This window comes from Clostridium polyendosporum (assembly GCF_018332455.1).
GTDB classification, from domain to species: Bacteria; Bacillota; Clostridia; order Clostridiales; family Clostridiaceae; genus Clostridium_AY; species Clostridium_AY polyendosporum.
In genome coordinates this window covers 1-26,568 of record NZ_BOPZ01000039.1, presented here as the reverse complement: position 1 = coordinate 26,568, position 26,568 = coordinate 1, and the positions used below count along the sequence as shown (strand labels likewise).

General features: G+C 29.9%; 26 protein-coding genes. 5 read left to right on the top strand and 21 right to left on the bottom strand.

Annotation, left to right across the window (positions count from 1 at the left end; genetic code table 11):
• From pflB to CPJCM30710_RS15940, 11 genes are all read right to left on the bottom strand, one after another.
• Positions 1 to 2,044: formate C-acetyltransferase (gene pflB / locus CPJCM30710_RS15990; RefSeq protein WP_212905167.1), on the bottom strand; the 2,044-nt coding region annotated here is incomplete at its 3' end.
• 419 nt (positions 2,045 to 2,463) lie between these two features.
• Positions 2,464 to 3,024, bottom strand: coding sequence for an orotate phosphoribosyltransferase (pyrE, locus tag CPJCM30710_RS15985; protein ID WP_212905166.1), 561 nt, complete (start codon positions 3,022 to 3,024; stop codon positions 2,464 to 2,466).
• A gap of 59 nt (positions 3,025 to 3,083) precedes the next feature.
• Entirely contained in the window at positions 3,084 to 3,986 is a 903-nt protein-coding gene (locus tag CPJCM30710_RS15980) for a dihydroorotate dehydrogenase (RefSeq protein WP_212905165.1), read from the bottom strand.
• A 15-nt stretch (positions 3,987 to 4,001) separates the two neighbouring features.
• Positions 4,002 to 4,742: a dihydroorotate dehydrogenase electron transfer subunit gene (locus tag CPJCM30710_RS15975; RefSeq protein WP_212905164.1), complete on the bottom strand. Its 741-nt coding sequence runs from the start codon at positions 4,740 to 4,742 to the stop codon at positions 4,002 to 4,004.
• Positions 4,743 to 4,752: 10 nt separating this feature from the next.
• Complete coding sequence (gene pyrF, locus CPJCM30710_RS15970) at positions 4,753 to 5,631, bottom strand: orotidine-5'-phosphate decarboxylase (protein ID WP_212905163.1); 879 nt, start codon at positions 5,629 to 5,631, stop codon at positions 4,753 to 4,755.
• Between the two features lie 15 nt (positions 5,632 to 5,646).
• A complete protein-coding gene (locus tag CPJCM30710_RS15965; protein ID WP_212905162.1) occupies positions 5,647 to 6,834 on the bottom strand; it encodes a dihydroorotase in 1,188 nt (395 codons plus the stop codon).
• Between the two features lie 168 nt (positions 6,835 to 7,002).
• Positions 7,003 to 7,431, bottom strand: coding sequence for an aspartate carbamoyltransferase regulatory subunit (locus CPJCM30710_RS15960; protein ID WP_212905161.1), 429 nt, complete (start codon positions 7,429 to 7,431; stop codon positions 7,003 to 7,005).
• Positions 7,432 to 8,355 (bottom strand): aspartate carbamoyltransferase, encoded by a 924-nt coding sequence (gene pyrB / locus CPJCM30710_RS15955; RefSeq protein ID WP_212905160.1) that lies wholly within the window; start codon positions 8,353 to 8,355, stop codon positions 7,432 to 7,434. It abuts the gene before it with no gap.
• A gap of 209 nt (positions 8,356 to 8,564) precedes the next feature.
• On the bottom strand, positions 8,565 to 9,344 hold the full coding sequence (locus tag CPJCM30710_RS15950; RefSeq protein WP_212905159.1) for a serine hydrolase: 780 nt from the start codon (positions 9,342 to 9,344) through the stop codon (positions 8,565 to 8,567).
• A gap of 205 nt (positions 9,345 to 9,549) precedes the next feature.
• Positions 9,550 to 10,647: a 6-phosphofructokinase gene (locus CPJCM30710_RS15945; RefSeq protein WP_212905158.1), complete on the bottom strand. Its 1,098-nt coding sequence runs from the start codon at positions 10,645 to 10,647 to the stop codon at positions 9,550 to 9,552.
• A gap of 568 nt (positions 10,648 to 11,215) precedes the next feature.
• A complete protein-coding gene (locus CPJCM30710_RS15940; RefSeq protein ID WP_212905157.1) occupies positions 11,216 to 12,058 on the bottom strand; it encodes an undecaprenyl-diphosphate phosphatase in 843 nt (280 codons plus the stop codon).
• A 587-nt stretch (positions 12,059 to 12,645) separates the two neighbouring features.
• Here CPJCM30710_RS15940 and CPJCM30710_RS15935 point away from each other — a divergent pair.
• Positions 12,646 to 14,001, top strand: coding sequence for a Mur ligase family protein (locus tag CPJCM30710_RS15935; protein WP_212905156.1), 1,356 nt, complete (start codon positions 12,646 to 12,648; stop codon positions 13,999 to 14,001).
• A gap of 13 nt (positions 14,002 to 14,014) precedes the next feature.
• The gene (locus tag CPJCM30710_RS15930; protein WP_212905155.1) at positions 14,015 to 14,740 is read left to right on the top strand and encodes a type 1 glutamine amidotransferase; all 726 of its coding nucleotides are present in this window, start codon (positions 14,015 to 14,017) and stop codon (positions 14,738 to 14,740) included.
• Positions 14,741 to 14,755: 15 nt separating this feature from the next.
• On the opposite strand, the gene CPJCM30710_RS15925 is transcribed toward CPJCM30710_RS15930, so the two are convergent.
• Positions 14,756 to 15,523, bottom strand: coding sequence for a polysaccharide deacetylase family protein (locus CPJCM30710_RS15925; protein WP_212905154.1), 768 nt, complete (start codon positions 15,521 to 15,523; stop codon positions 14,756 to 14,758).
• Positions 15,524 to 16,027: 504 nt separating this feature from the next.
• Here CPJCM30710_RS15925 and CPJCM30710_RS15920 point away from each other — a divergent pair.
• The gene (locus CPJCM30710_RS15920; RefSeq protein ID WP_212905153.1) at positions 16,028 to 17,317 is read left to right on the top strand and encodes a D-alanyl-D-alanine carboxypeptidase family protein; all 1,290 of its coding nucleotides are present in this window, start codon (positions 16,028 to 16,030) and stop codon (positions 17,315 to 17,317) included.
• 190 nt (positions 17,318 to 17,507) lie between these two features.
• A complete protein-coding gene (locus CPJCM30710_RS15915; RefSeq protein WP_212905152.1) occupies positions 17,508 to 17,660 on the top strand; it encodes a hypothetical protein in 153 nt (50 codons plus the stop codon).
• A 207-nt stretch (positions 17,661 to 17,867) separates the two neighbouring features.
• Here the strand turns inward: CPJCM30710_RS15915 and CPJCM30710_RS15910 are convergent, their stop codons facing one another.
• The 5 genes from CPJCM30710_RS15910 to CPJCM30710_RS15890 form a co-directional block, all read right to left on the bottom strand.
• A complete protein-coding gene (locus tag CPJCM30710_RS15910; RefSeq protein WP_212905151.1) occupies positions 17,868 to 18,767 on the bottom strand; it encodes a DUF2971 domain-containing protein in 900 nt (299 codons plus the stop codon).
• A 295-nt stretch (positions 18,768 to 19,062) separates the two neighbouring features.
• The gene (locus tag CPJCM30710_RS15905; RefSeq protein ID WP_212905150.1) at positions 19,063 to 19,713 is read right to left on the bottom strand and encodes an SdpI family protein; all 651 of its coding nucleotides are present in this window, start codon (positions 19,711 to 19,713) and stop codon (positions 19,063 to 19,065) included.
• Positions 19,694 to 19,978 carry an autorepressor SdpR family transcription factor gene (locus CPJCM30710_RS15900; protein WP_212905149.1) on the bottom strand — a complete coding sequence of 95 codons (285 nt, stop codon included), beginning with the start codon at positions 19,976 to 19,978 and terminating at the stop codon, positions 19,694 to 19,696. Before CPJCM30710_RS15900 ends, CPJCM30710_RS15905 begins: the two co-directional genes overlap by 20 nt.
• A 169-nt stretch (positions 19,979 to 20,147) precedes the next feature.
• Entirely contained in the window at positions 20,148 to 21,455 is a 1,308-nt protein-coding gene (locus CPJCM30710_RS15895; RefSeq protein WP_212905148.1) for an FtsW/RodA/SpoVE family cell cycle protein, read from the bottom strand.
• Positions 21,445 to 21,786 (bottom strand): PadR family transcriptional regulator, encoded by a 342-nt coding sequence (locus CPJCM30710_RS15890; RefSeq protein ID WP_212905147.1) that lies wholly within the window; start codon positions 21,784 to 21,786, stop codon positions 21,445 to 21,447. The genes CPJCM30710_RS15895 and CPJCM30710_RS15890 overlap by 11 nt, the downstream gene beginning before the upstream one ends.
• Positions 21,787 to 22,026: 240 nt before the next feature.
• Here CPJCM30710_RS15890 and CPJCM30710_RS15885 point away from each other — a divergent pair, with 240 nt between their 5' ends.
• Positions 22,027 to 22,602, top strand: coding sequence for a flavin reductase family protein (locus tag CPJCM30710_RS15885; protein WP_212905146.1), 576 nt, complete (start codon positions 22,027 to 22,029; stop codon positions 22,600 to 22,602).
• Between the two features lie 29 nt (positions 22,603 to 22,631).
• On the opposite strand, the gene ppaX is transcribed toward CPJCM30710_RS15885, so the two are convergent.
• From ppaX to CPJCM30710_RS15865, 4 genes are all read right to left on the bottom strand, one after another.
• Entirely contained in the window at positions 22,632 to 23,276 is a 645-nt protein-coding gene (gene ppaX, locus CPJCM30710_RS15880) for a pyrophosphatase PpaX (protein ID WP_212905145.1), read from the bottom strand.
• Positions 23,277 to 23,651: 375 nt separating this feature from the next.
• Complete coding sequence (locus tag CPJCM30710_RS15875) at positions 23,652 to 24,626, bottom strand: serine hydrolase (RefSeq protein WP_246503569.1); 975 nt, start codon at positions 24,624 to 24,626, stop codon at positions 23,652 to 23,654.
• A 526-nt stretch (positions 24,627 to 25,152) separates the two neighbouring features.
• The gene (locus tag CPJCM30710_RS15870; RefSeq protein ID WP_212905143.1) at positions 25,153 to 25,932 is read right to left on the bottom strand and encodes a MurR/RpiR family transcriptional regulator; all 780 of its coding nucleotides are present in this window, start codon (positions 25,930 to 25,932) and stop codon (positions 25,153 to 25,155) included.
• Between the two features lie 219 nt (positions 25,933 to 26,151).
• A partial coding sequence (locus CPJCM30710_RS15865; protein ID WP_212905142.1) for a glucose PTS transporter subunit EIIB occupies positions 26,152 to 26,568 on the bottom strand: 417 nt, incomplete at its 5' end.

Genomic DNA, 26,568 nt, shown 5'->3' with positions numbered 1-26,568 from the left:
GTGCGAAGTATCCATCCATTATTGATACTAAGTTATCAATTCTTTGATCATATTCTTTTCCAAGAGCATCTGGAACTATTGAGAATGTATTTGATACTCCATCTTCACAACATGAGCTGTATGGTACTTTAGCAACAGAGTTAAGTGATGCTAAAGCTCCGCAGCAATCTCTTCCGTGCATTGGGTTTGCTCCTGGTGCAAAAGCTTCTCCAGCTTTTCTTCCATCTGGTGTTGATCCAGTTTTCTTACCGTAAACAACATTTGATGTAATTGTTAATACTGAAAGTGTATGCTTTGCATCTCTGTATAAAGGATGTTTCTTAAGTTCTTTTGAGAACTTTTCTGTAACTTCTACAGCGATATCATCTGCTCTCTCATCATCGTTACCATACTTAGGGAACTCTCCTTCGATTTCGAAGTCAACAGTTATACCATTTTCTCTTATTGGTTTAACCTTAGCATGTTTAATTGCACTTAATGAGTCAGTAACAACTGAAAGACCAGCTATACCGAATGCCATTAATCTACCTACTTCAGTATCGTGAAGTGCCATTTGTCCTGCTTCATATGCATACTTATCGTGCATATAGTGAATTACGTTCATTGTATCAACGTAAAGTTTAGCTATATAATCAAGCACTTTGTAGTAGTTTGCTTTTACCTTTTCATAATCAAGAACTTCGTCTTCGATCTTTGCTATACCATTAATAACTTTTTTACCTGTCTTTTCATCTACTCCACCGTTTATAGAGTAAAGAAGAGCTTTAGCTAAGTTACATCTTGCTCCGAAGAACTGCATTTGCTTACCAAGTTGCATTGCAGATACACAACAAGCGATAGCATAGTCATCTCCATAAACAGGTCTCATAACATCATCATTTTCATATTGAATTGAGTCAGTTAATATAGACATTTCAGCACAGAACTTCTTGAAGTTTTCTGGTAACTTTTCTGACCAAAGAACAGTCATATTTGGTTCTGGAGCTGATCCTAAGTTAATTAATGTGTGTAGGTATCTGAATGAGTTCTTTGTAACAAGAGGTTTGCCGTTTATTGAAACTCCACCTAATGATTCAGTTACCCAAGTTGGATCTCCAGCAAATAATTCATTGTACTCAGGTGTTCTTAAATGTCTTACTAATCTTAACTTAATTATTAACTGATCGATAAGCTCTTGAGCTTGTTCTTCAGTTATTAAACCGTTTCTTAAATCTCTTTCAATATATATATCTAAGAATGTACTTGTTCTTCCAAGTGACATTGCAGCACCATTATTTTCTTTAACTGCTGCAAGGTATGCAATATATACAGCTTGGACAGCTTCTTGAGCAGTTTGAGCTGGTCCTGATATATCAACACCATACTTAGCTGCCATTGACTTTATAGCTTGAAGTGCTCTGATTTGTTCTGAAACTTCTTCTCTGTTTCTTATAAGATCATCAAGCATGTCCCCTGTAAGTTCATTTAAGTCCTTTTTCTTTTGTTCAATTAAGAAATCTATTCCGTAAAGTGCTACTCTTCTGTAGTCACCTATGATTCTTCCTCTACCATAAGCATCTGGAAGACCAGTTAAAAGACCAGCTGATCTTGCAGCTCTTGTTTCTGGAGTGTAAGCATCAAAAACTCCTTGGTTATGAGTTTTTCTGTATTGTGGAAAATACTTTTCAATATCTTCATCTGCTTTATATCCGTAAGCTTCAAGAGATGATTGAACCATTCTCCATCCACCAAATGGATTAACTATTCTCTTTAATGGAGCATCTGTTTGAAGCCCTACAATTACTTCATTTTCCTTATCTATATATCCTGGTTCATAGTTGTCAATACCTGATATTCTATCAGTTGCAACATCTATGATTCCTTTTTTTATTTCTTCTACTATAAGCGCGCTTGCTTTTTCCCAAACCTTCTTTGTTTTATCTGATGTTTCAGCTAAAAAGCTCTTATCGCCTTCGTATACTGTATAGTTTTTTTGTATAAAGTTTTTTACATCAATTCTTTCTTGCCAAAGACCACCTTTAAATCCTTCCCATTGCTTAAACATATGTTATCCTCCTTTTATAAAGCACTGTGCTTCATTTCTGATACTCTTTACCAATACTATACCATATTAGTAAATTTTTGTTAACATTTTTCTTTTAGGTATTTCAAAGATATTCTTTTACATTGTTAAATGATTAACATTCTAATCCAAAAATTAGATTGTTAATCATTTAACATCCTAATTTCAAAATTAGGATGTTAAAATAATATTAACTCCTATTAATAATTTAACAGGATATTAGACTGTTGTAAAGCACTTATTGATATATTTATTTACTAAATTGTTTACTTAATTTACTTAATTATTTAATATTTTTATAAATTATTTAATATTTCTATAAATTATTTGATATTTTTACAATTATTTGATATTTTTATAAATCATTTAATATTTTTATAAATCACTTGATATTTTTACAATTATTTAATATTTCTGCTACCTGGTTTTACATAAGGAGTTCCTTCTTTACATAGCGGACATTCTGATGGATCATAACTTTCTATATTTAACTTTACTGCACTATAAAGTGGCCACTCAGTTACATTATCTGCAGTTCTATCCACAATACAAACTACAGCTACTACCTGTCCTCCTCTTTCTTCTATTACCTTAGCTGCTTCTTTGAAAGATTTTCCAGTAGTAACTACATCCTCTGTTATTACAACTTTTTGTCCTGGCTTTATTTCAAAACCTCTTTTTAAGGTCATTTCGCCATCAACTCTTTCTGTAAAAATCGCTGGCTTACCAAGTTGTCTTCCTAACTCGTATGCAACGATAACTCCTCCCATTGCTGGTCCAACCACTAAGTCAAAATCTATATCTTTTAATTGCTCAGTTACTACGCTTAATACTTTTTCTGCCTTATCTGGGTATTGAAGAAGCTTTGCACATTGACAGTATCTGCTAGAATGTCTTCCTGATGATAATAAAAAGTGTCCTTCTAATAATGCTTCAACTTCCTTTAATATATCCACTACCATAATTTAATCCTCCTAAATTTCCATTTAATTTAATTTATTTTAAATATAGACTAAATCTATTATAGTCTAGCAACACCAATAATTTCATTTATATCCTTAATTCCTTGAGAACTTAAGAATTCTTCCATTTCTTTAATTATTTCAGGACCAGCCAGTGGATTTACAAAGTTCACAGTACCAATTTGAACTGCTGAGGCTCCAACCATCATAAATTCTATGGCATCTCTTCCATTCATTATTCCTCCAAGACCAACAACTGGTACATTTACTGCTTTTGATACCTCATATACCATTCTTAAAGCTATTGGCTTTACAGCGGGACCAGAAAGCCCTGCAAACACATTATTAAATATAGGCTTTCTTTTATATATATCTACTGCCATCCCTTTTAAAGTATTTATTAAAGATAGAGAATCCGCTCCTGCTTCACAACACTTATATGCCATCTCTACAATATCTTCTGCATTTGGAGAAAGCTTAACCATTAAAGGCTTATTAGTTATTTTCTTTATTTTTGATACAACTTCATAAGCTACTGATGATTTTACGCCAAAAGCCATACCTCCAGATTTTACATTCGGACATGATATGTTTAGCTCTATCATATGTATATCAGTATTATTAAGCTTCTCAACAGCTTCCTCATACTCTTCTATAGTAGCACCACCAACATTAACAATTACATTAGTGCCAAGTGTCATCATTTTAGGAATTTCTTTTTCTATAAAACCGTCTATTCCTGGATTTTGCAGTCCAACACTGTTAAGCATTCCAGCTCCAGTCTCATATACTCTTAATCCTTCATTTCCTTGTCTAGGATTAAGTGTTAATCCCTTTGAGGATATCCCTCCTAGTATACCAACATCGTAAAAGTTATTATACTCTTCCCCAAATCCAAAAGTTCCTGATGCTGCAATCACTGGATTCTTAAATTCTAAACCATTTATGTTTACCTTTAGCATACTATCACATCCTTATTAAAGCTCTATTTCATATCCGTCAAATACAGGACCATCCTTACAAGTTCTCTTGTTTCCATCTTTAGTTTTACAAGTACACACAAGGCACGCCCCTACACCACACGCCATATGTTTTTCCATAGATACATATACTTTTGTACCTTTTTCCTTACACATATCCACTACTTTTTTCATCATTATCTCTGGACCGCAACAAAGTACCGTATCGTATTTATCAACATCTAACATATCAGTGACAAATCCTTTGATACCAGCAGCACCTGAATTAGTTGCAATATGAACTTCATCTACATATGTACTAATTTCTTCAGTAAGATATACTTCATCTCTAAAACCAGCATATAAATCCATTTTTATGTTATTATTTTTTTGTCTAAGTTTTTTGGAAAGCTCAAGCATTGGAGCAACTCCGATCCCTCCAGCTACTAAGGCAACTTTACCATAATCCTTATTTTCATCAAAACCATTCCCTAATGGTCCTATAACCTTTATTTCATCTCCTGATCTTAAGCCTTTAAACTCTTCTGTTCCTTTTCCTACTACTGCATATAAGAAAGTTACTTTTCCATCTTGAACCTCACATACTGAGATTGGTCTTCCTAGCAAAACTGTACTAGGCCTCAACATGTAAAACTGTCCAGAAACTATATTACTATGATCTTCTATTATTAGCTTATATATTCCATTACATACTTTATAGTTTTCCAAAACTTTTGCACTATAGTAATTTGGTTTCATAACGTTCCTCCTATCTAGCCTTTTCTACAGCATTTCTTATTTCATCTCTCATTCTTAAAGCTTCATTTCTAGCACTTATATCGAATGCTTTTTCATTTCCATCTTCTTTGTAGGCTAGTAGTATCTTTCTTGAGGAATTTACCACTCCCCCATTACCTTCCTTTAAATAAAGTGCTACATCTTCAGCCTTACCACCTTGAGCACCATATCCTGGTATAAGGAAGAACATTGAGTTTAATCTTTCTCTTATTTCCACAGCTTCCTCTACATGAGTACAGCCTACCACTCCACCTATAGCACTATATCCACTATCTCCAAGGAACTTTTTCCCCATATTATGAAGTTGATCACCTATATGACTGTACACCTTAGTACCTTCTTTTAAATCACAATACTGAAGATCTTCTGCCCCTTTATTTGAAGTTCTAACTAAAGCAAATATACCCTTATCTCCTCTTTCTAAATATGGTAAATAAGGATCAATACTATCCATTCCCATATAAGGACTTAAAGTTATAAAATCACTTTCAAAGTCTCCTTCAAAATGTGCTTTTGCGTACATCTTTGCTGTAGCTGCTATATCTCCTCTTTTTATGTCAGCTATACTAATACAATCTTTTTGTCTTAAGTATTCTAAGGTTCTCTTGTATGCCATTAATCCCTTGATTCCTAATGCTTCATAGTAGGCTATTTGAACCTTAAAGCAAGAAGCCGCATCTGCAGTTGCATCTATTATTTTTTGATTATATTCAAATATAGCATCTTCTATATTTTCATTTTTATCTAAAAGCCATTGTGGAATGTAATCTACACTTGTATCTAACCCCACACAAACTACTCCATTTTTATTAACTTTATCATAAAGCTTATCTATAATATAGTTTCTCATATTCGTTCCTCCTACCTATTTTGTATAAACTATTCTTCCTTCTTTTACAGTGAGTATTATATCTCCATAGAATTCCCAACCTACAAAAGGAGTATTTTTTCCTTTTGACACTAGATCCTCAGAATTTACAGTTATTTTCTTATCTAAATCAACTAGTACTATATCACCATCATATCCTGGCGCAATTTTCCCTTTATTCATTCCAAGAAGTTCTGCAGGCTTAGAACTCATCATTTCACTAAGTCTATTTAGTGTAATAATATTCTCTTTAACTAATTTTGTATAGCAAATAGGAAATGCTAACTCTATACCAGTCATACCTGGTGCTCCCTTTGCCTTATCTTCCTCACTGTGTGGAGCATGGTCCGTTCCAATCACATCCACATTACCCTGCGCTATAGCTCTTATAAGGAAATTTACATCCTCTTTAGTTCTTATAGGTGGATTCACTCTATAATTGCTTATTTCATCATCTAAAGCTATGTGGTGCGGTGTAACTTCACTTGTTACATTTACACCCTCTTCTTTAGCCTCTATTATGTATTTTATAGCTTCCTTGGTACTTACATGAGCCATATGAAGCTTACAGCCTGTTACTTTTGCTAAAGTTAAATCTCTCCATGTCATCATATTTTCGGCTAATCTCATATCTATATCTGAAAACTCATGATTTTCCGCATGAGATATAATAATCCAATCTTTCTCTTTTGCTATCTTCATAGCCTCCATCATAACCCTTGAATCTACAACACCCTTACCGTCATCAGAAATCGCTTTTACCTCGTCTCCAAAGACTTTTAAATGATCGATAGTTTTACCATCGAAATCCTTTGTTATTGAAACACATTGGTGTATATCAGCAATTCCTACTTTTGCTGCTTTTTCATAAACATACTCCAATACTTCTTTAGTGCTGCAAATAGGATTTGTGTTAGCCATAAGGTTTACCCCTGTAAAACCACCCTTAACAGCAGCTTTTGAACCAGATTGTATATCTTCCTTATATGTAAAACCTGGTTCCCTAAAATGTACATGCGTATCTATAAAGGTTGGAAGAAGTGTAAGACCCTTAGCATCAATTACCTGGCACTGCTTTGTTAACTCTATTCCAATTTCTTTAATCTTCCCATTCTCTATATAAACATCACCAAAAAAACTATGGCAGCAATCTATGATATTTGCGTTCTTAATTAATAAATTCATTCTTTTCTCCCCTTTTAAAGATAAACAACTTCATCCTTAAACAATTCATCTATGAAGTTGTATATCTATACTTCTGTATATAAACAAATTCATAATTAAATCTATAATTTTAAAACTGATTAAAATTATATCTCTTTTGAAACTCATTAAAAGTTCAACTTCTTGTCTTTAATCATTTACCTTATGTTCTTCATCACAATACTCACACCTATAGGTAGCTTTTTCTACGTCTGTAAGTCTAAATTTATGAGGAACATATTTTTCAACAGTAGTAATACATCTTGGGTTTCTACATTTTATAAGATTTTCTACCTTTTCTGGAAGTTGTGGCTTTAACTTCTTAATTATCTGTTCATTTTCAACTATATTTATTGTTATAGAAGGAGAAATTAATCCTAACATTCTATAGTCAACATCTAAAACATTCTCTATCTTTATTATGTCTTTTTTTCCGAGTTTTTTACTCTCAACATTTTTTATTAAAGCTACAGAATATTCTGCTTTATCTAAACCTAGAAGATTATATATGGTATTTCCCATACCAGCTTTTATATGATCTATAACTATACCTGTCTTAATGCTTGTAACTTTAAGCATTTAAACCACCCCCAAAAGCTTTGCTATAAGTGCCATTCTTACATACATTCCATACTTGGCTTGCTTAAAATAGTATGCTCTTTTATCATTATCTACTTCATTAGAAATTTCATTTACTCTTGGTAAAGGGTGAAGTACAATCATATCATTTTTTGCCAGCTTCATTTTCTCTTCAGTTAGTATATAGCTATCTCTTAACCTTAAGTATTCCTCTTCATTAAAAAATCTCTCTTTTTGAACTCTTGTCATATATAGGATATCTAAACTTCCCATAACATCTTCAAGTTTTTCTACTTCCATAAATTCTATATTATTCTTCTGTAAAATTTCTTCTCTTATATAATCTGGTATTTTTAACTCATTTGGGGAAATAAGAATGAATTTGTTATTCTCATATCTTGACATAGCTTTTAACAGTGAATGTACTGTCCTTCCGAATTTCAAATCCCCGCAAATCCCTATAGTCATATTATTAAAGCTGCCCTTTACTGTTTTGATAGTAAGAAGGTCTGTTAAAGTCTGAGTTGGATGTTGATGTCCACCATCTCCTGCATTTATAACTGGAACTTCAGCATACATTTCTGCAACCTTTGCTGCACCTTCTTTTGGATGCCTCATAGCAATTATGTCAGCATAACAGCTTACAGTTCTTACAGTATCTGCAAGAGATTCTCCCTTTGACACTGAGCTTGAATTTGGCTCAGAAAAACCTAATACCTTACCACCTAATCTCATCATGGCAGCCTCAAAACTAAATTTTGTTCTTGTGCTTGGCTCAAAAAATAGAGTTGCTAAAAGTTTTCCATCACAGACATGTGAAAACTCCCTAGGATTTGAAATAATTTGATGTGCTAAATTAAAAATTTCATTTAATTCTTGAACTGAAAAATCCATTGGATCTATTAATGACTTACCTTGTAACATTATTATCACTCCTTTTTAACCTCTCAGAGTTAAGTTAAAGAAGAGAAAGCTATACAAAATGCTTATAAAAAAGCCTTCCATATAAGGAAGGCTAAATAGCGTATAAAAGCATAATAATAACTTCCTTATTGACCTCGCAGGATCAAATTAAAGGTTAAACTTCAATACATAGAATATCACTTATTAAATTATGTGTCAACCTTTGTTATTTAATGCCAGTTGTTCATGACATTATCCCACATCATCTTCCCACACTTAGCAAGTGTTACAGTGCCATATACACTGTTTGGAATATCCATAGAAAGTACTGAAAATACAAAATTACCTTTAGGTAACTGTATTAGTTCTGTATCATTTTCTACTCCATGCTTATCACCAGTTTTGCTTGAAATATCATACTTTAAATCTTCAGGAATATATAAACCCAACTTATTTTTTATTTGCTGTCTTCTTAATATATCTATAAGCATTGTACTGTTTTTTTCATCTAAGTAGGTTGCATTATAAAGATGCTTCCATATAAGTGATAAATCATATGCACTAGTTAAATTCTCAATACCTGTTTTTAGTTCTCTTTCATCAGCAGTCTTTCTATTAAGATGGGTATTCTTTAATCCTAGCTCTTTTATTACTTCATTTATTGTATCTTTTCCTACTATATCTATTATTTTATTTGCTGCAGTATTATCGCTTTGAATTAACATAGCTACCAACAACTCAAAAATCGTATATTCTCTCTCATCAAACTCATGAATGATTCCCGTTCCATAAACTTTATCTTTTCCTTCTATCTTAACTTTCTCAAGATAATTTGTGTTTCCGTTCTCAACTTCTTTAATCAAAGCTACTGCAATTGGAAGTTTTGTACATCCAGCTGCCGTCATCTGAACATTCTCATTATAACCATAGGTATAACCACTAGCTAAATCCTCAAAGAAAAAACCATATGTGCCTATTCTAGATTCAAGATATCTTTTTATCTCTTTCATAAATCTTCACCAGCCTTCTATGATAATATGCCTTATATCTTATATAAATAATAACATATTTTCTGAAAATTTTGAAGTATTTTTATATTTTGCATTTTTTCTCTATTATTAAGATAAAAGCACTAATCCAATGGAATTAGTGCGCCTGGCATAAACAAACAACTTTATAATTAAATCGATTAAGAATTGAAGTTGTTTATCTTTATTAATCTCCAAATGAAATTCCTATTTTTTTAGCTATACTTACAAGTTCTCCATCTGGATCAACATCTTTTGTTTTACCTATAACATTCTCTAATGGTTCATAAGAGATTGTATCTCCTTTTAAAGAAACCATGCTGCCAAACTTACCTTCATCTATTAACTCAACAGCTCTAACTCCATATCTTGTTGATAAAATTCTATCATAAGTACACGTATTTCCACCTCTTTGAACATGACCAAGTACTGTACTCCTTATTTCGTGCTCTTTAATAACTTTCTCAAGCTCTAACTCTAGCTTATTAGCTATTCCACCAAGCCTAATTGGATCTGGACTATCTTCTACTATTTTTGAAATCACTATATCTCCATTAATAGACTTGGCACCTTCCGCTACAACTATTATAGAAAACAACCTTCCATGAGATTCTCTTTCTCTGATTTTTTCAACAACTTTATTAATATCATATGGTATTTCAGGAATTAGTATTACATCTGCTGAACCTGCTATACCTGATTCTAAGGCAATCCAACCAGCATTTCTCCCCATAACTTCAAGTATCATTATTCTGTGATGAGATTCAGCTGTAGTATGAAGTCTATCTAAAGCGTCTGTTGCCACATCAATTGCAGTGTTAAAACCAAAGGTAACATCTGTAGCTGCTAAATCATTATCTATAGTTTTTGGAACTCCTATAACATTAACTCCCTTTCTATAGAAATCTCTAGCAGATGTTAATGTACCATCACCACCAATTACAACTAATGCGTCAATACCTTCCTTTCTCATATTTTCTATAGCAACGTCTGAAACATCCCTTTTTACCATGCTTCCATTCTCTTCAATTAAATAATTAAAAAGATTATCTTTATTCGAACTATATAAAATAGTTCCTCCTTTATGAAGAATTCCCGAAACCGTTTCAAGTGTTAACGGAATTATATCATTGTTATAAAGACCCTTATAACCAAATCTATAACCAAACACTTCATACCCATATTGGAGAATAGCAGCTCTAGTTACAGCTCTTATTACTGCATTTAACCCTGGACAGTCTCCCCCACCAGTAAGTAATGCAATTCTTTTTATTTTTCGTGACATATCATAATTCCCCCCTACCTCTTTATAATTACATCTACAATTTCTATCTTTAGTAATTCTATGTGTAAAGGTGTATATATTTAATGTCTAACTCCTAAATTTATAATATCATAATATATTTTTTTATCAAAGAACTTTTTACAAAATTAGGAATTTTCATAATACTCTCCACATTTATAATTTCTTTGCTTTAGTTAATTCATATTATTCACTGTTTTATTAAATTAGTATTAATTATAAAAATTTTAACTATAAAAAAATCGCCAAGGCGACTGTGGAGTTGTCGATTTTTTTACGCATCTGCCTTTCCGAACACATGTGAGGAAAAATTGGCAGGCGAACTATATTTTATTTTTTACTCTTTAGGTATCGTAATTAAACTGGTCGTCCTAAATTACATTTTCAAGTTATCCACAATTCTTGAATTTTATAATTTCCTAAAGAGAAATAAAACTGACCAGGCGTTGAACCTGATCAGTTTAAGTCAGATTTCACTTTATAAAATGACAAAAAATAAAAGACACTTTAAAAGTAATTACTTTTAAAGTGTCTTTTATTACATAAGTTTTTATTTTATTACATTTGTTAAAATCATTATACTTAATAAAATACCTACAAAAATTCTATAAACAGCAAATACCCTCATAGGTTTTTTCTTTAAGAAGCTTACAAATCCATCTACGACTACTAACGCTACAATAAATGAAACTATAAATCCAACTAAAAGTGCTATCCAATAAGTTGACGTCATAGAGGAATAATCAAACTTAGCAAGTTTTAAAGTAGAAGCCCCGATCATTATTGGAATACCTAAAAAGAATGAAAATTCAGCAGCTACTGTAGTGGATAAGCCTGCAATCCACCCACCCATTATAGTAGAAGAACTTCTTGACATTCCTGGCCACATAGCTAGACATTGAAACAACCCAATAAGCAAAGCTTGTCTATATGACATTTCTTCAACTTCTTTAGTAGTTCTATCTGTCTTAGCCTTCTTTCTAAAGTTGTTTTCTACTACTACAAGTAAAATACCTCCAACTATAAGGCCAATAATAACTGTCTCAAACCCAAATAACTTTTCTTCAATTAAATCCTCAAGTAAGAATCCAAATACAACTGCTGGTAAAGTCGCCACAATAATTGCAAGCCAAAACCTTAAACCCTTCTTGTCCATCTTAAAAAAAAGCTTTATCATTGTCCATATTTTATCCCAATATAAAACAACTATTGCTGAGATTGCTCCAAGCTGAATTACAATTTGAAACATCTTAACAAAAGGAGTATCGTAGAAACCTATAAGCTTTCCAACTAAAATCATGTGACCAGTAGATGAAATTGGGAGAAATTCTGTAACTCCTTCGACTACTGCTATAATAATTGCTTTAAGTATAAAAATAAAATCTAAACCCATTTAATCCACTCTCTTTCTTGAATTTTGTCGATACCTTTTAATTATAAGTTTTTTGACAAAAATTGTCCATTATCAAATTGTTAAAAGTTTGTAATTTAGACAAGAAGCTGTGTTAATTGACATGTTTTTTATTTCTCTTTACTTTACATATTTTCTTCATACTGCTTTCTAAAATCAATATCTTTTTATATATGAATTTATTGATGTATGTTTGACTACTAAAGATAAACAACTTCAATCTTTAAACAATTCATGTTAAATTTGAGCCAGATTTCACTTTGTGAAATGGCAGCAAAATAGCCTAGACATGCAATGCTTTTTCTAAAATTCTTAATTTAATATGAACTTGTATAGCATAAGTTATAAGTTCCTTTATAAAGTTGTGTATCTATAATACTTATTATTCTTTCAACAGAACAGTTAACAAAAATCTATGATTTCATTTATTGGAGTGTTGCAGTTATTATGATATACTATTAACTAGTTTATAGTAGACTTTGGCTTGAAAATAATTTAGATAAATTAATCTTGATTTGATTAAGAACAATTTTTATTGTATATATATAAAGATAATAATAAATAAGGTGGTGTCTAAAATTAAAGTTAAATCATTTTTAAGTATACTTGCCTCAAAGGTTATACTTTTCCTTTCTCAAAAATTTTTCAAAGGAGGAAGTAACTTTCCTGGGAAAATTGCTCTAAAAATAGATAAGAATATATTAAAAACAATATCTAAGGATTACAAGGTTATATTAGTTACTGGTACTAATGGTAAAACTACTACTACTAGTATGATATATAATGTAATTAAAGAGAATGGCCTTGATGTAATAACTAATAATACTGGTGCAAATATGCTTCCTGGTATAATAGCTTGTTTTATTTCTAACTTCAAATTTAAAAATAATAAAGATAAATATGCAGTTATTGAAGTAGATGAAGCAAATCTAAAGTTTATAACTGAATATATATCTCCTGAAATCATAACAATAACAAATCTCTTTAGAGACCAATTAGATAGATATGGTGAAGTTTATACAACCTTAAACAAAATACTTGAAGGTATAGAAAAAGTTCCTAATACTAAACTCTTATTAAATGGTGATGAATCTCTACTAGGAGATTTAACAATGCCAAATGAAAAAATTTATTATGGATTTCAAACTTCACTTGAAAACAATAATAAAATTGATATTAACGCTGATGCGAAATTCTGTAAGTTTTGTAAAACAAATTATTCCTATAACTTTGTAACCTATAACCATTTAGGAGACTTTTACTGTCCAAATTGTGGCTATAAAAGAGCTGAATTAAAATATGCTGTTACAGAGTTAATCGATGTAAATCTTGAGGGGTCTTTAGTAAGATTTAATGATCATGAATTTACTATTACACAATCCGGTCTATATAATATCTATAATGCACTTTGTGCTTTTTCAATAGCTAAAGAATTAGAAATTGAGGATGAAATAATAGATTCTTCCTTCAAAAAGCAAACATCAAGCTTCGGAAGACAAGAAATTCTAAAAATTGGAGATAAGGAAGCAAAGATAATATTAGTAAAAAATCCTGCTGGCTATAATCAAGCTATAGATACCCTTTGCTTAAACAAGGAAGGTTTCTCAGCAGCATTCTTATTAAATGATAACTATGCTGATGGTAAAGATGTATCTTGGATATGGGATGTTAACTTTGAAAAATTATCATCTCAAAGAATATCAGAAATATTAGTTTCTGGAGTAAGATTATATGATATGGCAGTTAGACTTAAAATTGCAGGCCTACCTCATGATAAATTTATTGTTGAAGAAGATTTTGAAAAACTAACAAATAAGATAAAAGAATGTAGTGAAGAAAAAATTTATGTACTTGCAACTTATACAGCAATGATAAATTATAGAAAACATCTTCACTCAAAAGGATATATCAAAAAACTTTGGTAAAGGAGTGAAAATAATGGAACTTAATATATGTCACCTCTACCCTGATCTTCTAAATGTATATGGCGATGTAGGAAATATACTTATATTAAAACATAGAGCTGAACTTAGAGATATAAAAGTAAATATAATAAATGTCTCATTAAATGATGAATTTAACAAGGGCGACTATGACATCGTCTTTTTTGGTGGTGGACAGGACTACGAACAATCAATAGTATCTAAGGATTTAATATTAAATAAGAAAGAACAGCTTTCAAGTTACATAGAGGAAGGCAAAGTACTTATAGCTATATGTGGAGGATACCAACTTCTTGGTAAGTATTATACTACACCAACAGGAGAAAAACTTGACGGGCTTGGAATTTTAGATATCTATACTGAAGCTGGAAATACAAGATTTATTGGAAATACATCAATATATAATGAAGAATGGGATGAAACCTATGTTGGTTTTGAAAACCACTCAGGAAGAACTTATATAAACAATTTAAAGCCACTTGGTAAGTGTCTACATGGATACGGCAACAACGGACAAGATGGATACGAAGGATGTATATACAAAAACACATATTGCACTTATTTCCACGGTTCCCTACTATCAAAAAACCCAGAACTTTCTGATAGAATGATTAAAAATGCTTTAGAATTAAAATACGGTAATGTTACACTTTCTCCACTTGATGATACTTTAGAAATTAACGCAAAACGGTCAGTATTAAATTTCTTAGATAAAAAATAATCAGCGTAACGCTGGTTATTTTTTATTTATTACCTTTGCATTTATTAAGTATTCATATTCATCCTTTGTCATCTCATCAAAGCTCTTAAATATATATCCTCTGCTCTTATAGTACTCTATTATTAATGGTAAAGCTTCTACTGTAGTAGTTTTACTTTCCGCATCATGTAGTAATACAACTGCAATTCTATAATAATCTCCACCATTGTAAATGTTACTTAAAATTGCATCTTTGTTCACTTGAGCACTTGCAGCATCACCAGCATTTACATTCCAATCCACATAACTTATATTATTCTGCAAAAGATTTATTTTAATCTTCGATAAAATATTAGTATTACATATAGAATTTAAAGACCCTCCTGGAAGTCGAATAAAATTACTATTAATATTGCCTATGATTCTGCCAACTACTTCTATACACTTATTTAAATCACTACTGTAAGCCTCTTCACTTTCATATACAACCCTATAATTATGATTGTAACAATGAGGGCAAATAGCCATTCTACATTCTTTCATTTGTTTAATAATTTCAGGGTAAATCCCAGCATTATTACCTACTACAAAGAAAGTTGCATTAACGTTATAGTTTTTTAGTATATCTAATATTTTAAGAGTGTTTGTGTAAGATGGTCCATCATCAAAAGTTAAAAAAACTACTGAATTTTTCTTCTCAATACCAGTATTACCAGTTTCTTCATATCCAAAGGCTTTAAAATTAATTATTTCAAACCTCAATATTATTAGTATTAGAGGAACCAATATAATTTTTCTCCTCACTAAAACCACCCCCCTCTGTTATATATTTATAGCTTATCCACTTCTTACATAATTATTGGAGTTAAATATTACTAATACTATACTTCTTAGGACTATTTATATATCAATTACCAAAACTAAAATCTTTTACCGTTTCAACTTCTCTTTTTATATATTCTTGTAGAATTATTAGTTTTATTAGTTCTACTAATATTGTTGCTCCCCCTTTTAAATATCATTTTTCTCCCCTATACAACATTTTTGTTACATATTTTTAATTGTTATGATAGGTTTTTTTATGTTATACTAAAAATGTTTATGTAAAGATAGACAACTTCAATCTTTAAACAATTCATGTTAAATAAAATTTAATAGGCATAGATCTTATTAAAATTGAGCCAGATTTCACTTTGTGAAATGGCAGCATAATAGCCTCGACATGCAATGCCTTTTTATGAATTATAGATTGAGTTATGAGGTTGTATATCTATAATCGACAAAAATAAATAACAGGGGAGATGCAACTTGAAACGTAAAGGAATTATCACTTCATTACTTTTAGCTTTTTCTATTTCTGTATTTACACCTAAAATAGCTAAAGCTGATGAAATTGTTAGCTCAAAACTACCAAATATTTGGGGTAAATCAGCACTTACAATGGATTATGATACTGGTGAAATAATTTATTATAAGGATGGAGATACAAAAAAATATCCTGCAAGTACTACTAAGCTTATGACTGCTTTAGTATTCGCAGAAAATGGAAAAAAATCAGAACTTATACCATATACAGCTGAAGCTAAAAAACAGCCTGAATATTCTCTTAACATAAACTTTAAACCTATAGATATTGGTGCCACTATGGAAGCAGATGATGTCATGAAGGCACTACTTATGTATTCAGCAAATGATTCTGCTTACATGATAGCAGATTACATAGGCCAAGGAGATTATAATAAGTTTGTTGATAAAATGAATGATAAAGTAAAAAAACTTGATCTAACTAATACTCACTTCACTAATCCAAATGGACTTCATAATGCAGATCACTATACAACAGCATATGATCTTGCTGTTATAACACAAACTGCCTATAAAAATGATTGGGTACGAGAAGTTATGGGTACTGAAAAATCTACTATTAAAATAAGTAACGGAACAGTAATAGATACAGTAATAGATATCGAAAATAGAAATAAAAATTTAAATAAAGATGGAAATATAGGTGGTAAAACAGGCTATACATCAGAAGCTGGTAGATGTCTTGCTACTGTTTATGAGAAAAATGGAAGAAAACTAGTAGGAGTAGTTCTTCAATCTCAATATGATGCAAATGACCAGACTGTCTTTGAGGATATGAATAAAATAATGGATTGGAGCTTTGCAGCAAAGAAGGTTAATTATCTTAAAGCTGGAACAGTAGTTGAAAAAATAACTGTTAACTATAAACCATTAAAATTCTTTGGTCCAAGCAAAACTATCGAGGTACCATTAGTCCTTGAAGATAATGTAGACTACTATGAAAATGAAGTTAATAAAAAAGAACTTAAATCCTCTGTCTCTACATCTGATTTAGATGCTTGGAAACTTGCTAAAAATAAAACTTCTGCTAAATTAGTTGTTTCAGAGAGAAGTTATGAAAAAGAATATAACTTGAAAGCTGATATAACTAAATCATCTCTTATTAAAGCTAACATTGGAATATATTTCATTTTTGTACTAGCTGTTATTATATTAATTGTTTTATCAATATTATTAGTATCATTAATTAAGAGAGGTTCAAGAAGACGAACTAGAAGAAAAAATATATTCTAAAAACAGGCTGTAGCAAAAGTATAAATATGCTTTTGTTACAGCCTCATCAATTATATTAACATAAATATTATTTTACACTTTCTATTGTACTATGAATTTAGGAATGTTTGAAAAAGCATGAATATATTTCATTGAATTAAATCGTGTATTTAGCCAAAAATAAAATTATAAACGAAAGGAGGATTTTATTATGGAAAAAAAGCTTAAATCTTCTACTGACAATCAATGGGCATCAGTACCTGAGGAATTATCTACAGAATCAGGTTCTGCTAATAAAAAACCTAAAACTGCTACAGATAATCAATGGACAACAACTGCTAAAAATAATATTAGTGAAAAATAGTGCTTTAACATCTTTTTAGGAAGCTAAAACTCAATAATTTTATATAATACCCCCATTTACTACAACCGAGTAGGAGCTGAGTAAAATTGTTTTATTCGGCTCTTATTTAATTTTCTATTCTTAGCCTCTAAATCTTTATTTACTTTTAGTAAGACTTTACCTTTGTAAAATGACAGCAAATGAAAAGAGCTATTTATTTAACATTATCTAAAATCTTATTGGTAAGTCTACTTTTTTTACATCCCAATGTTTATAACTACCACTTTTTAATTTTTGTTCAATCTCTTCAATATGTTTATTATTTTGAGGTCCCAATACTACTCCCTGTATTAAGTCTTTAAAACTACTAAAACTAATATTAAAATATGGAATATCTCCAAGATATTTATTATATCTTATTTTTAAAAATTTATTTGCTTCATTATTTTTAGGTAGTAAAGCTATTCTATACTCTTTTTCACTTTCCCATCCGCTTTTTTTGCAAAACAAGCAAAATTCGGCTAAATGATTTGTAACATAATATTCTAATGTATTAAAATTTTCTTCTGATATTCTACCTATAAGAAATAATTTATAAACCTCTCCAAAATGATTAAGTAATTCTTTTACTTTATCATTTTTTATTTTATCGTCATATAAAACAAGTCCATTATAAATCCAAAAATATTTCTCAAGTTCTTCTCCCTCTATATCTCCTTGCAGTTTAAAATTCAGCATATCAAAAATATTAACTTTAATACAATAACCATCTATCCCAGCATATTCCCTCCACATATTAGAACTATTATCACTTCTACAAAAACATAAAATGTAGGATTGCTGAATTATACTGAAAATTTTATCTTGTAGAATTCCCCTATATGTTTTTGAATATAAGTCTTCCATCTCATTAATACAATTTACTATAATTTTTTTACCTTCCTTTATCTCCATTGCATCATTTGTATAATCTGAATTAGTAAACCAAAAACTTGAATTATCTAAAATACTATCAAAAGCTTTATTACTACAATAATGATAATAAAACTCATTTGAATTACATTCTAGGTAATAATCTGTAACTTTGTAGTTTTTAATATTTCCTTCTAAATCATAAAAGCCCTTCATATGATCACCGCCATAAATATTTTTTATAACGCATCAGCCAGTAAATAATCTTACACTATAAAAATATTCGTTCATTGCCCGAATTATTTCTGCTTAAGTGTTCCTTTAATTTTCTTACAACTTTTAAGGGTTATTTAAAACTACTATACTAATTTGTTGTATGTTTCATTATAAATTCATTAATTCTTCTTACAGCACTTCGCTTCTTTTTAATCTTTTGTAACTATTTACAAAATAAAAATAAACAGCAGTTGATGGAAATATCCCTCAACTGCTTTACTTGCTTTTATATATTTTATTTATTACAATTATTAGATATCTTTTTGAACTCAAAATACGAATATGCATATAAATATATGAGACAAATGATCACTGATGTTATAACTATACCAAAACCAAACAAACCTTTAATAAATATGCTAATCAAAAATACAACACCTATAGAGGCAAAAGCATACTTACCTGTTCTATGAGTTTTTATCCAGACAGTTTCATTTGCAAGTGTCCATGGTGTTCTAATACCAAAGAAAAAGTTTGGTTTTACTTGCCCCATATAATTACCAATAACTATGAACATAATTCCACAAAGAAGCTTAACTATTAAATCCATTTTCAGTGGATATACCAATACCGTGAAAATAGATGCCCAGTGTACCCCTATAATTATTAAAATTGTCATTAAGATAGTAATATTATATGCTTTTGTATGTTTAGAATAGTTTTTTGCCTTTGGATCTATTTTAGGTAAAAAAATAAACAAACTATACATTGCTACTGGTAGCAGAGCTGTCAAAAATACTGAATTTTTACCTGAGTATTTATCCACCTCTCCCTTGTAATTCCAATGAGTTGGTACTGTATCTGGCAGCATATTATATATAGCTAGAGTACCAATAAGAGACATAAATAATAAAAGAACTATAATTTTATTTATTTTTATTTTCATTTTTATCCCCCCTTTGACTTAGCTCAAAGAACCATTCTACTATCTCTTGAAATATAGTAGTATTCAATGAATAGATAATGCTTTGACCCTCCCGCTCACTTGATACAAGCTCAGCCTGCTTTAATATACTTAAGTGATGACTTATAGAAGCATTACTTATATTAAAAGATGCTGAGATTTCACCCGCTGACATGTCTTTGTTTCTCAATAACTTTAAAATTTCTCTTCTAGTAGGATCAGATAATGCTTTAAAAACACTATTCATATCTAAATCACTCCTCTATATTTAGATGTTTAGATAAATATCTAAATATTAATATTAGAATACATCCGTATTAATTATTTGTCAAGAGAATTAATTATACTGTGCAAAAAATAAAGCTGGACAGGTATCGATCCTATTCAGCTTTCTTAAGGATTAAAATTATTTATCTTTAATAATGATTTAAATGACTATTCATATCTGATGCCACAATTAAATTTCTTCTCCACACTGATAAAAATAGTCCTACAATAAAAGCATTACCAATATAATCAGTTCCTCCAAAAGAAACAAAAGGTAGTTTGCAATCAAAAAACTCAACATAACCCATACTGATTAAAATATTTATAATAAAATTAATCATTAAATAAATGGTTGTACCTATTGTGATGTAAAATCCAAAGTTATTTTTTATATTCAATGCTCTAAATATCATAGTTCCGAAAAGTATTACAAACAATGATATTACAAGACTTCCGGCAAGCCATCCAAAATTAGCGATAATTATAGTTAAAAAGTAATCAACCCAGTAATTTTCAGGTAAAGGTCTCCAACCATATTCATTTAAAAATTCAGATTTACCTATCCATTGAGATTGTTCTAAATACTTTCTTATCATATTGGCTGAATATCCTATGAATTGTGAATTATCATTAATAGATACAATTTTTGATTTAAAAACAAGAAAGGAAATAAAGATTACTCCATACATAATGCTTAAATAACCCCATCTTTGTTTATCATCAAAGTGCTTTTTAATTACTGCAACTGTAAGAATTATTACATATACAATTAACATAATAAAAACAAGATTAAAGTATGGATTAAAAATCAATGCTGCAAGAGCTGCTGCACAAAATAATCCTATCTTTAAAAACCCAACTCTTCCACTATCTTTATATTTAATTAACTCAGCAATAATAGCCACCATAAACATTAAATTACAAATATATACTGTTCTGCAGGTGATTCCCCCTATTCTTAAAAATAGTGAACCATTTTTTTCAATTCCAAATAATACTGTTATAATCGTTAAAACAATACCCGAAGCAAATATCACTTTATTATATTTATAAAGTTTTGTGTAATCAAACAAGTACATACCCATTAATACAACCAAACCAAACAGTGAATACACAATTTGTCTTAGTCCAAATATACTACTGTTACCAAATGGTAGCTCTCCTATAAAAAACATCGTACCAATCCCAAGTATAGTCAGTAGAATAATTGAAGCTATTACTCCCCATTCGGTTTGAGGTTTGTGTATCTTGTTGAGTTCTCCACCTATTTCAATAGGATCTCCCATAGATTGGACAGCTTTTATAGCTGCAGTTTCTTTATCTAAACCTTCAGCAATATATTGCTCTGTATTTTCATCAATATGTGCTTCTAACTCTTGCTTTATACCTTTGTGAGCGGCTTTAAAACGTATCTGTTCACATACCTTCTGAACAAATTCATCACTATTATAGTGCATAGTTGTTACCTCCGATGACCTTATTTACTGTTGTGCTAAATATTGACCACTCCTCTTTCTTATCAGCCAACTGTTTTTTTCCGCTTTTTGTTATTTGATAGTATTTTCGTTTTCTTCCTGTTTCTCCATCTGACATATACGAAATAACCAAGCCATTTTTTTCAAGAGAATGTAGTATAGGGTATAGCGTACCCTCCTTAAGCGTAAAAGTTTTATCGGAGCGTTGTTCTAACTCTTTAATCATTTGGTAACCATACATATCCTGTGTATCAAGCAAATGTAAAATTATTAGCATTGTACTTCCTGCCATTAGACTTTTATCAAAGTTCAAAATATACACCTCCTAAATAATTTATACCTCGATGATCTATGTATAAATTATACATCGACCACCGAGGTATGTCAATTAAAGTTAAATATTAATTTTTTCAACTAAATAGGAATATCTTTAAATAGAAACGAATAAAAACTTAATTTTTATTGAAAATAAACAAGGAAAATGATATAAGAGTTATATTGAAGAATAATATTTTTAGTATTTTAAAAAGACTATAGACACGGAGGAATATTTATGAAGAAACTAAAGTTTAAAGGAAGTGCCATATTAAATCCTGTACCTGCAGTTTTAATTACATCTAAAAATAAAGAAGGTAAGGTAAATGTTTTTACTGTAGGTTGGGCAGCGACTGTTTGTACAAAACCACCTATGCTCTCTATCTCCATAAGACCTGAAAGACTCTCCTATGATTATATAAAAGAATCTATGGAATTTGTAGTTAATCTTCCCTCTGCTAATTTAACAAAAAAGGTTGATTTTTGTGGAGTACGTTCTGGAAGACAGGTAGATAAAATTAAAGAAATGAATTTCACTTTAGGCAATAGTGAAAATATAGAAACACCCTATATAAAAGAATGTCCTATAAATATAGAATGTAAGGTGAAGCAAATAATTCCTTTAGGTACTCATGATATGTTCATAGCTGAAGTGGTAAGCTCACTTGTAGATGAGACTCTTCTAGATGAAAAAGGGAAAATTCATTTTGAAAAAGCAAATCTAATAGCATATTGTCATGGAGAATACTACCCTCTTCCACCAAAAGCAATAGGTAAATTTGGATATTCTGTACAAAAAAAGAGAAAGAAGTAACTTTTTACTTCTTTCCATCAAACTACTTATTAAACTGCCTTTTCTTCTATTACAGAGATTACATCCAATGGATTGTCTATAAAAAAGTCTGGCTTTCTTGCCTCTAACTCTTTAATTTGAAGAGTTGTATATTTAACTCCACAAGTTTTACATCCTGCATTTTGACCACAAAGTATATCAAGATGGGAATCCCCTACCATTAAAGCCTCCTCTGGTAATACACCTAAAAGCTCACAAGCCTTTAACGCCGGCTCTCCTTCTGGCTTATGCTTTTCTGTATTTTCTGGACTAACTATTATGTCAAACATTTCATAAATTCCAGCTATCTTCATGCCTCTTTCTGCCAAAACTTTTCTTTTAGATGTTACAACTGCTAGCTTTATTCCCATTTCTTTTAGTTTGCCAAGCATGTCCTTTACACCATCAAAAGCAAAGCACATATTGTCATGTCTTTCTTCATTATAACTTCTATATGAATGAATCATTTCTTCCAACTTATCCTGAGTATATTTTTCAAAAGAATATTTAAGAGGCCTACCAAACATCGTAGTTATTTCTTTCTGAGGAAGTTCCATATTTAAAACTGATTTAAAAGCATGGCTAAAAGAATTAAATATAAGTTCGTTTGTATCAATAAGAGTTCCATCCAAATCAAATAAAACTGCTTTAATCATTGCTCAATTCCTTTCGTAATTAAATTTATTATAATTATAAATAAGTTTATAAAAAGTATTGTCTTATTTTAATAGTTCTTAAAATATCTATTAGATTATGAACTTATTCGTATATATTATAATAAAATATCAACATAAATGCAAAACCTGTATTTATATAGATAATTCTCATTAACTCTAACCAACTGAGCAAATAAAAAACTTCATCATAAGGATAGAACCTATTAAACTTAGTTTAAGCCCTTTTATTTAAGTCTAAATAATAAATGAATAAATATACTATGTGTACTGATAATGCAAAAACAACCCGTACGTATGTAATCATTTAAATAGACTTTCTTTAAATATGGTTTTATTAAAACTGATTATAAAAAACTAATTCTGATTCTGATAGTCATAAATTAATTTAGATATATGAGCTATAATCTCATTAGCATTTGGTACATTTTTACTATATATTGAAAGTATATAAGGATCTTCTGTAAATATTATTCCTACATCATTTACATAAGACTCATAATTACCTATTTTGTGAGCTACCGTGTTATGCGGTATGTATAAATCTATTCTATCATGGAAAACGGTTTTCTTCATTGTTTCAATAAGTTGTGAATAAAATGGATTGTTATCATAATTATAGTATAATAACTTTAATAATGTAGTTTCATCATTCGCGGTGATATAGTTGCGTGAATGATCTGTAGCATGTCCTAATTTCCTATCTATCAAATTCCTCATATTATTATATCCTATCCTATTCATAATCATATTTGTAGCAATATTATCAGAGTATATAATAGAATAGTTACTTAGTAGTTTTATTGATAATGGTTTTGATAAATCTTGACTTTGTAGTATGCCAGTACCATCCTCATAACAATCGCTAGTATATTTTAATGTTTCAGACGCCTTAACTTGTCCACTTTCTATCATATCGAAAAGTATCATATTCATTTGAACCTTAACAGTACTGGCCGCAAGAAACTGTTTATCTCCATTTATTACAATTTGTTTATTACTATCTATGTCATAATATGATAATCCTATATTATTTATATTGTTTCCTAAATAAGCTTTTATCTTGTTTTCTAAGTCTACTCTTTTTTGTTCATTAAAAATCTGTTGTGTATTATTAGCTTTAGACTGTGTGACTATATCATTTTCATCTTCCATCAATACTTTATTGTCATTATCATCATATTTATCTAAAACTAACTGCTCAGTACTTAGAATAACGTCTTCCTTAACTTTAGATGCTGCCGTAATTATATCGTTATTATTTATAACAATTATAAGTATTACTATTGTAACTATAAAAAAACACAGTATACTATTCAGCTTTCTCTTCACTCCTATCATCCCCCTCACAAATGTTTTCAATTTTTTTATATTTCGCTTATTCATACTGAAATACGTAATAATAACATAGATAACACAAACATATTGTATCTCTACTTAAAATTATAACACACCAAAATATGTAATCATAATATAGATAACACAAACATATTGTATCTCTACTTAAAATTATAATTAGCAATTGTTGTATCAATATCAAATAATTATGTGAATTTTATGTGATTACACCACACCAAGCAAGAGTGAATGATCATCAAACCTGCTGAATTTAACTAAATTTCCCTTTAAAATGACAGCATATAAAAAATCGCCTTATTAAATATTAACTTTTTATAACTGGTCTAAAGAGTAAAAAAACAACCAACATTTATTGTTGATTGTTTTTTTAAAAAATTATTATTGTATGCACATAGATACACAACTTCATAATTGAACTTATAATTCATGCTATATAAGTTCATATTGAATTAAGAATTTTAGAAAAAGTATTGATTTCTTTAATGTTCTTTTCTCATACTTATTCCTCAATTATTAGTGAACTATCTTCTTGCTTTTGTTGATAATTAATATACTGTCTAAACAGTACTTCATTTAGGATAAAAAAGAATGAAAAAGTTTCAGAGGTCAAACCATTACTCAAATTCATAATTGAGTTAGTTATATATAAATTATGTGGTGTCATTCTTGAAAGTTTATTATTACTAAGCTTTGTAATAGAGATATACTCAATACCTCTTATTGATAATTCATTTACACAACTATATAAAGATGTTGTATTACCTGATAGAGAAATAATAATAACAATATCACGCTCCGTTATACTAGGTGTTATTATTTCAAATTCACGATAACCTTCAATTAAATGAAAATATTTATGTGCTGCTAAGAATGTACGCTTTAATTCTTGTGCAACAGCTAACTGAGCCGTACCTGTACCATATACAAAAACCCTTTCAGCGTTATATATTAATTTGCAGATATTTGTAAAATCCTTTTCTCTAACAAGTTTTATAGTTTCATTTAAATCCATATATAACTTTTCAACATAATCGTCTTCTTCGTTATCATTGTTCTCTTCTTGCCATTTTAAACGCACTCGAAATTCACTATAACCCTTGAAACCTAATTTTTGTGTAAATCGAAGAATTGTTGTTCTAGATACATTGCATTTTTTAGCAAGTTCATTAATCCCTAGATTATAACATTCTGACTTATTGTTCAAAATATATTTTAATATGTACAAATCGTTATCATTTAATTTATTATAATTATTATTAATTAATTCTTCTAATCTCATATAGATTCACCTCCATGCTATTTACATTATATCAACATTCTATATTAAATGCCAAATTGATATAAATAGTTAAAATTCAATTTTAGTTAGATTCTACATTGTGGAATGACAACAAATAAAGTAAAAAGTACAAAATATGTAAGTATATTTTGTACTTTTATAAAAATAATGTTAATTTCACTATTACAAATGGTTCTGGGTCTTTACTTATCTATATATTTATCTACTACTAAGTAAACTTTCAAATTCTTCTCTTACTTGTGGAACTGATAGTCCAACAATAACCTGAATAGCTTTTCCGTTTCTCACTACGCCATGCGCACCAGCTTGACGGAATACGTTATCACCTGCTAGTTTAGTTTCATCTTTTACAGATATACGAAGACGAGTTGCACAATTAGTAACATCTTGAATATTTTCACTTCCACCTAATGCTTGTAAAAACTCCATAGCTTTACTACCTTTTTGTACTTCATTACTTTGAGCAGCTACAGTTCCTGCTTGTCTTGCCTTGTAATCAGCCTTTGTATAAAGCTTTGCTTCCTCATTATCTTGTTCACGACCTGGTGTTGCAAAGTTAAACTTCAGAATCGCATAACGGAATACAAAGAAATAAATTGCTGTAAAACATAAACC

Coding starts and splice junctions, on each gene's coding strand:
- pyrE (WP_212905166.1), bottom strand. CDS start 3,024: ATGGTAGTGGATATATTAAAGGAAGTTGAAGCATTATTAGAAGGACAC.
- CPJCM30710_RS15980 (WP_212905165.1), bottom strand. CDS start 3,986: ATGCTAAAGGTAAACATAAATGGTTTAGAATTTAAGAATCCAGTGATT.
- CPJCM30710_RS15975 (WP_212905164.1), bottom strand. CDS start 4,742: ATGAAACCAAATTACTATAGTGCAAAAGTTTTGGAAAACTATAAAGTA.
- pyrF (WP_212905163.1), bottom strand. CDS start 5,631: ATGAGAAACTATATTATAGATAAGCTTTATGATAAAGTTAATAAAAAT.
- CPJCM30710_RS15965 (WP_212905162.1), bottom strand. CDS start 6,834: ATGAATTTATTAATTAAGAACGCAAATATCATAGATTGCTGCCATAGT.
- CPJCM30710_RS15960 (WP_212905161.1), bottom strand. CDS start 7,431: ATGCTTAAAGTTACAAGCATTAAGACAGGTATAGTTATAGATCATATA.
- pyrB (WP_212905160.1), bottom strand. CDS start 8,355: ATGTTACAAGGTAAGTCATTAATAGATCCAATGGATTTTTCAGTTCAA.
- CPJCM30710_RS15950 (WP_212905159.1), bottom strand. CDS start 9,344: ATGAAAGAGATAAAAAGATATCTTGAATCTAGAATAGGCACATATGGT.
- CPJCM30710_RS15945 (WP_212905158.1), bottom strand. CDS start 10,647: ATGTCACGAAAAATAAAAAGAATTGCATTACTTACTGGTGGGGGAGAC.
- CPJCM30710_RS15940 (WP_212905157.1), bottom strand. CDS start 12,058: ATGGGTTTAGATTTTATTTTTATACTTAAAGCAATTATTATAGCAGTA.
- CPJCM30710_RS15930 (WP_212905155.1), top strand. CDS start 14,015: ATGGAACTTAATATATGTCACCTCTACCCTGATCTTCTAAATGTATAT.
- CPJCM30710_RS15915 (WP_212905152.1), top strand. CDS start 17,508: ATGGAAAAAAAGCTTAAATCTTCTACTGACAATCAATGGGCATCAGTA.
- CPJCM30710_RS15910 (WP_212905151.1), bottom strand. CDS start 18,767: ATGAAGGGCTTTTATGATTTAGAAGGAAATATTAAAAACTACAAAGTT.
- CPJCM30710_RS15905 (WP_212905150.1), bottom strand. CDS start 19,713: ATGAAAATAAAAATAAATAAAATTATAGTTCTTTTATTATTTATGTCT.
- CPJCM30710_RS15900 (WP_212905149.1), bottom strand. CDS start 19,978: ATGAATAGTGTTTTTAAAGCATTATCTGATCCTACTAGAAGAGAAATT.
- CPJCM30710_RS15895 (WP_212905148.1), bottom strand. CDS start 21,455: ATGCACTATAATAGTGATGAATTTGTTCAGAAGGTATGTGAACAGATA.
- CPJCM30710_RS15885 (WP_212905146.1), top strand. CDS start 22,027: ATGAAGAAACTAAAGTTTAAAGGAAGTGCCATATTAAATCCTGTACCT.
- ppaX (WP_212905145.1), bottom strand. CDS start 23,276: ATGATTAAAGCAGTTTTATTTGATTTGGATGGAACTCTTATTGATACA.
- CPJCM30710_RS15870 (WP_212905143.1), bottom strand. CDS start 25,932: ATGAGATTAGAAGAATTAATTAATAATAATTATAATAAATTAAATGAT.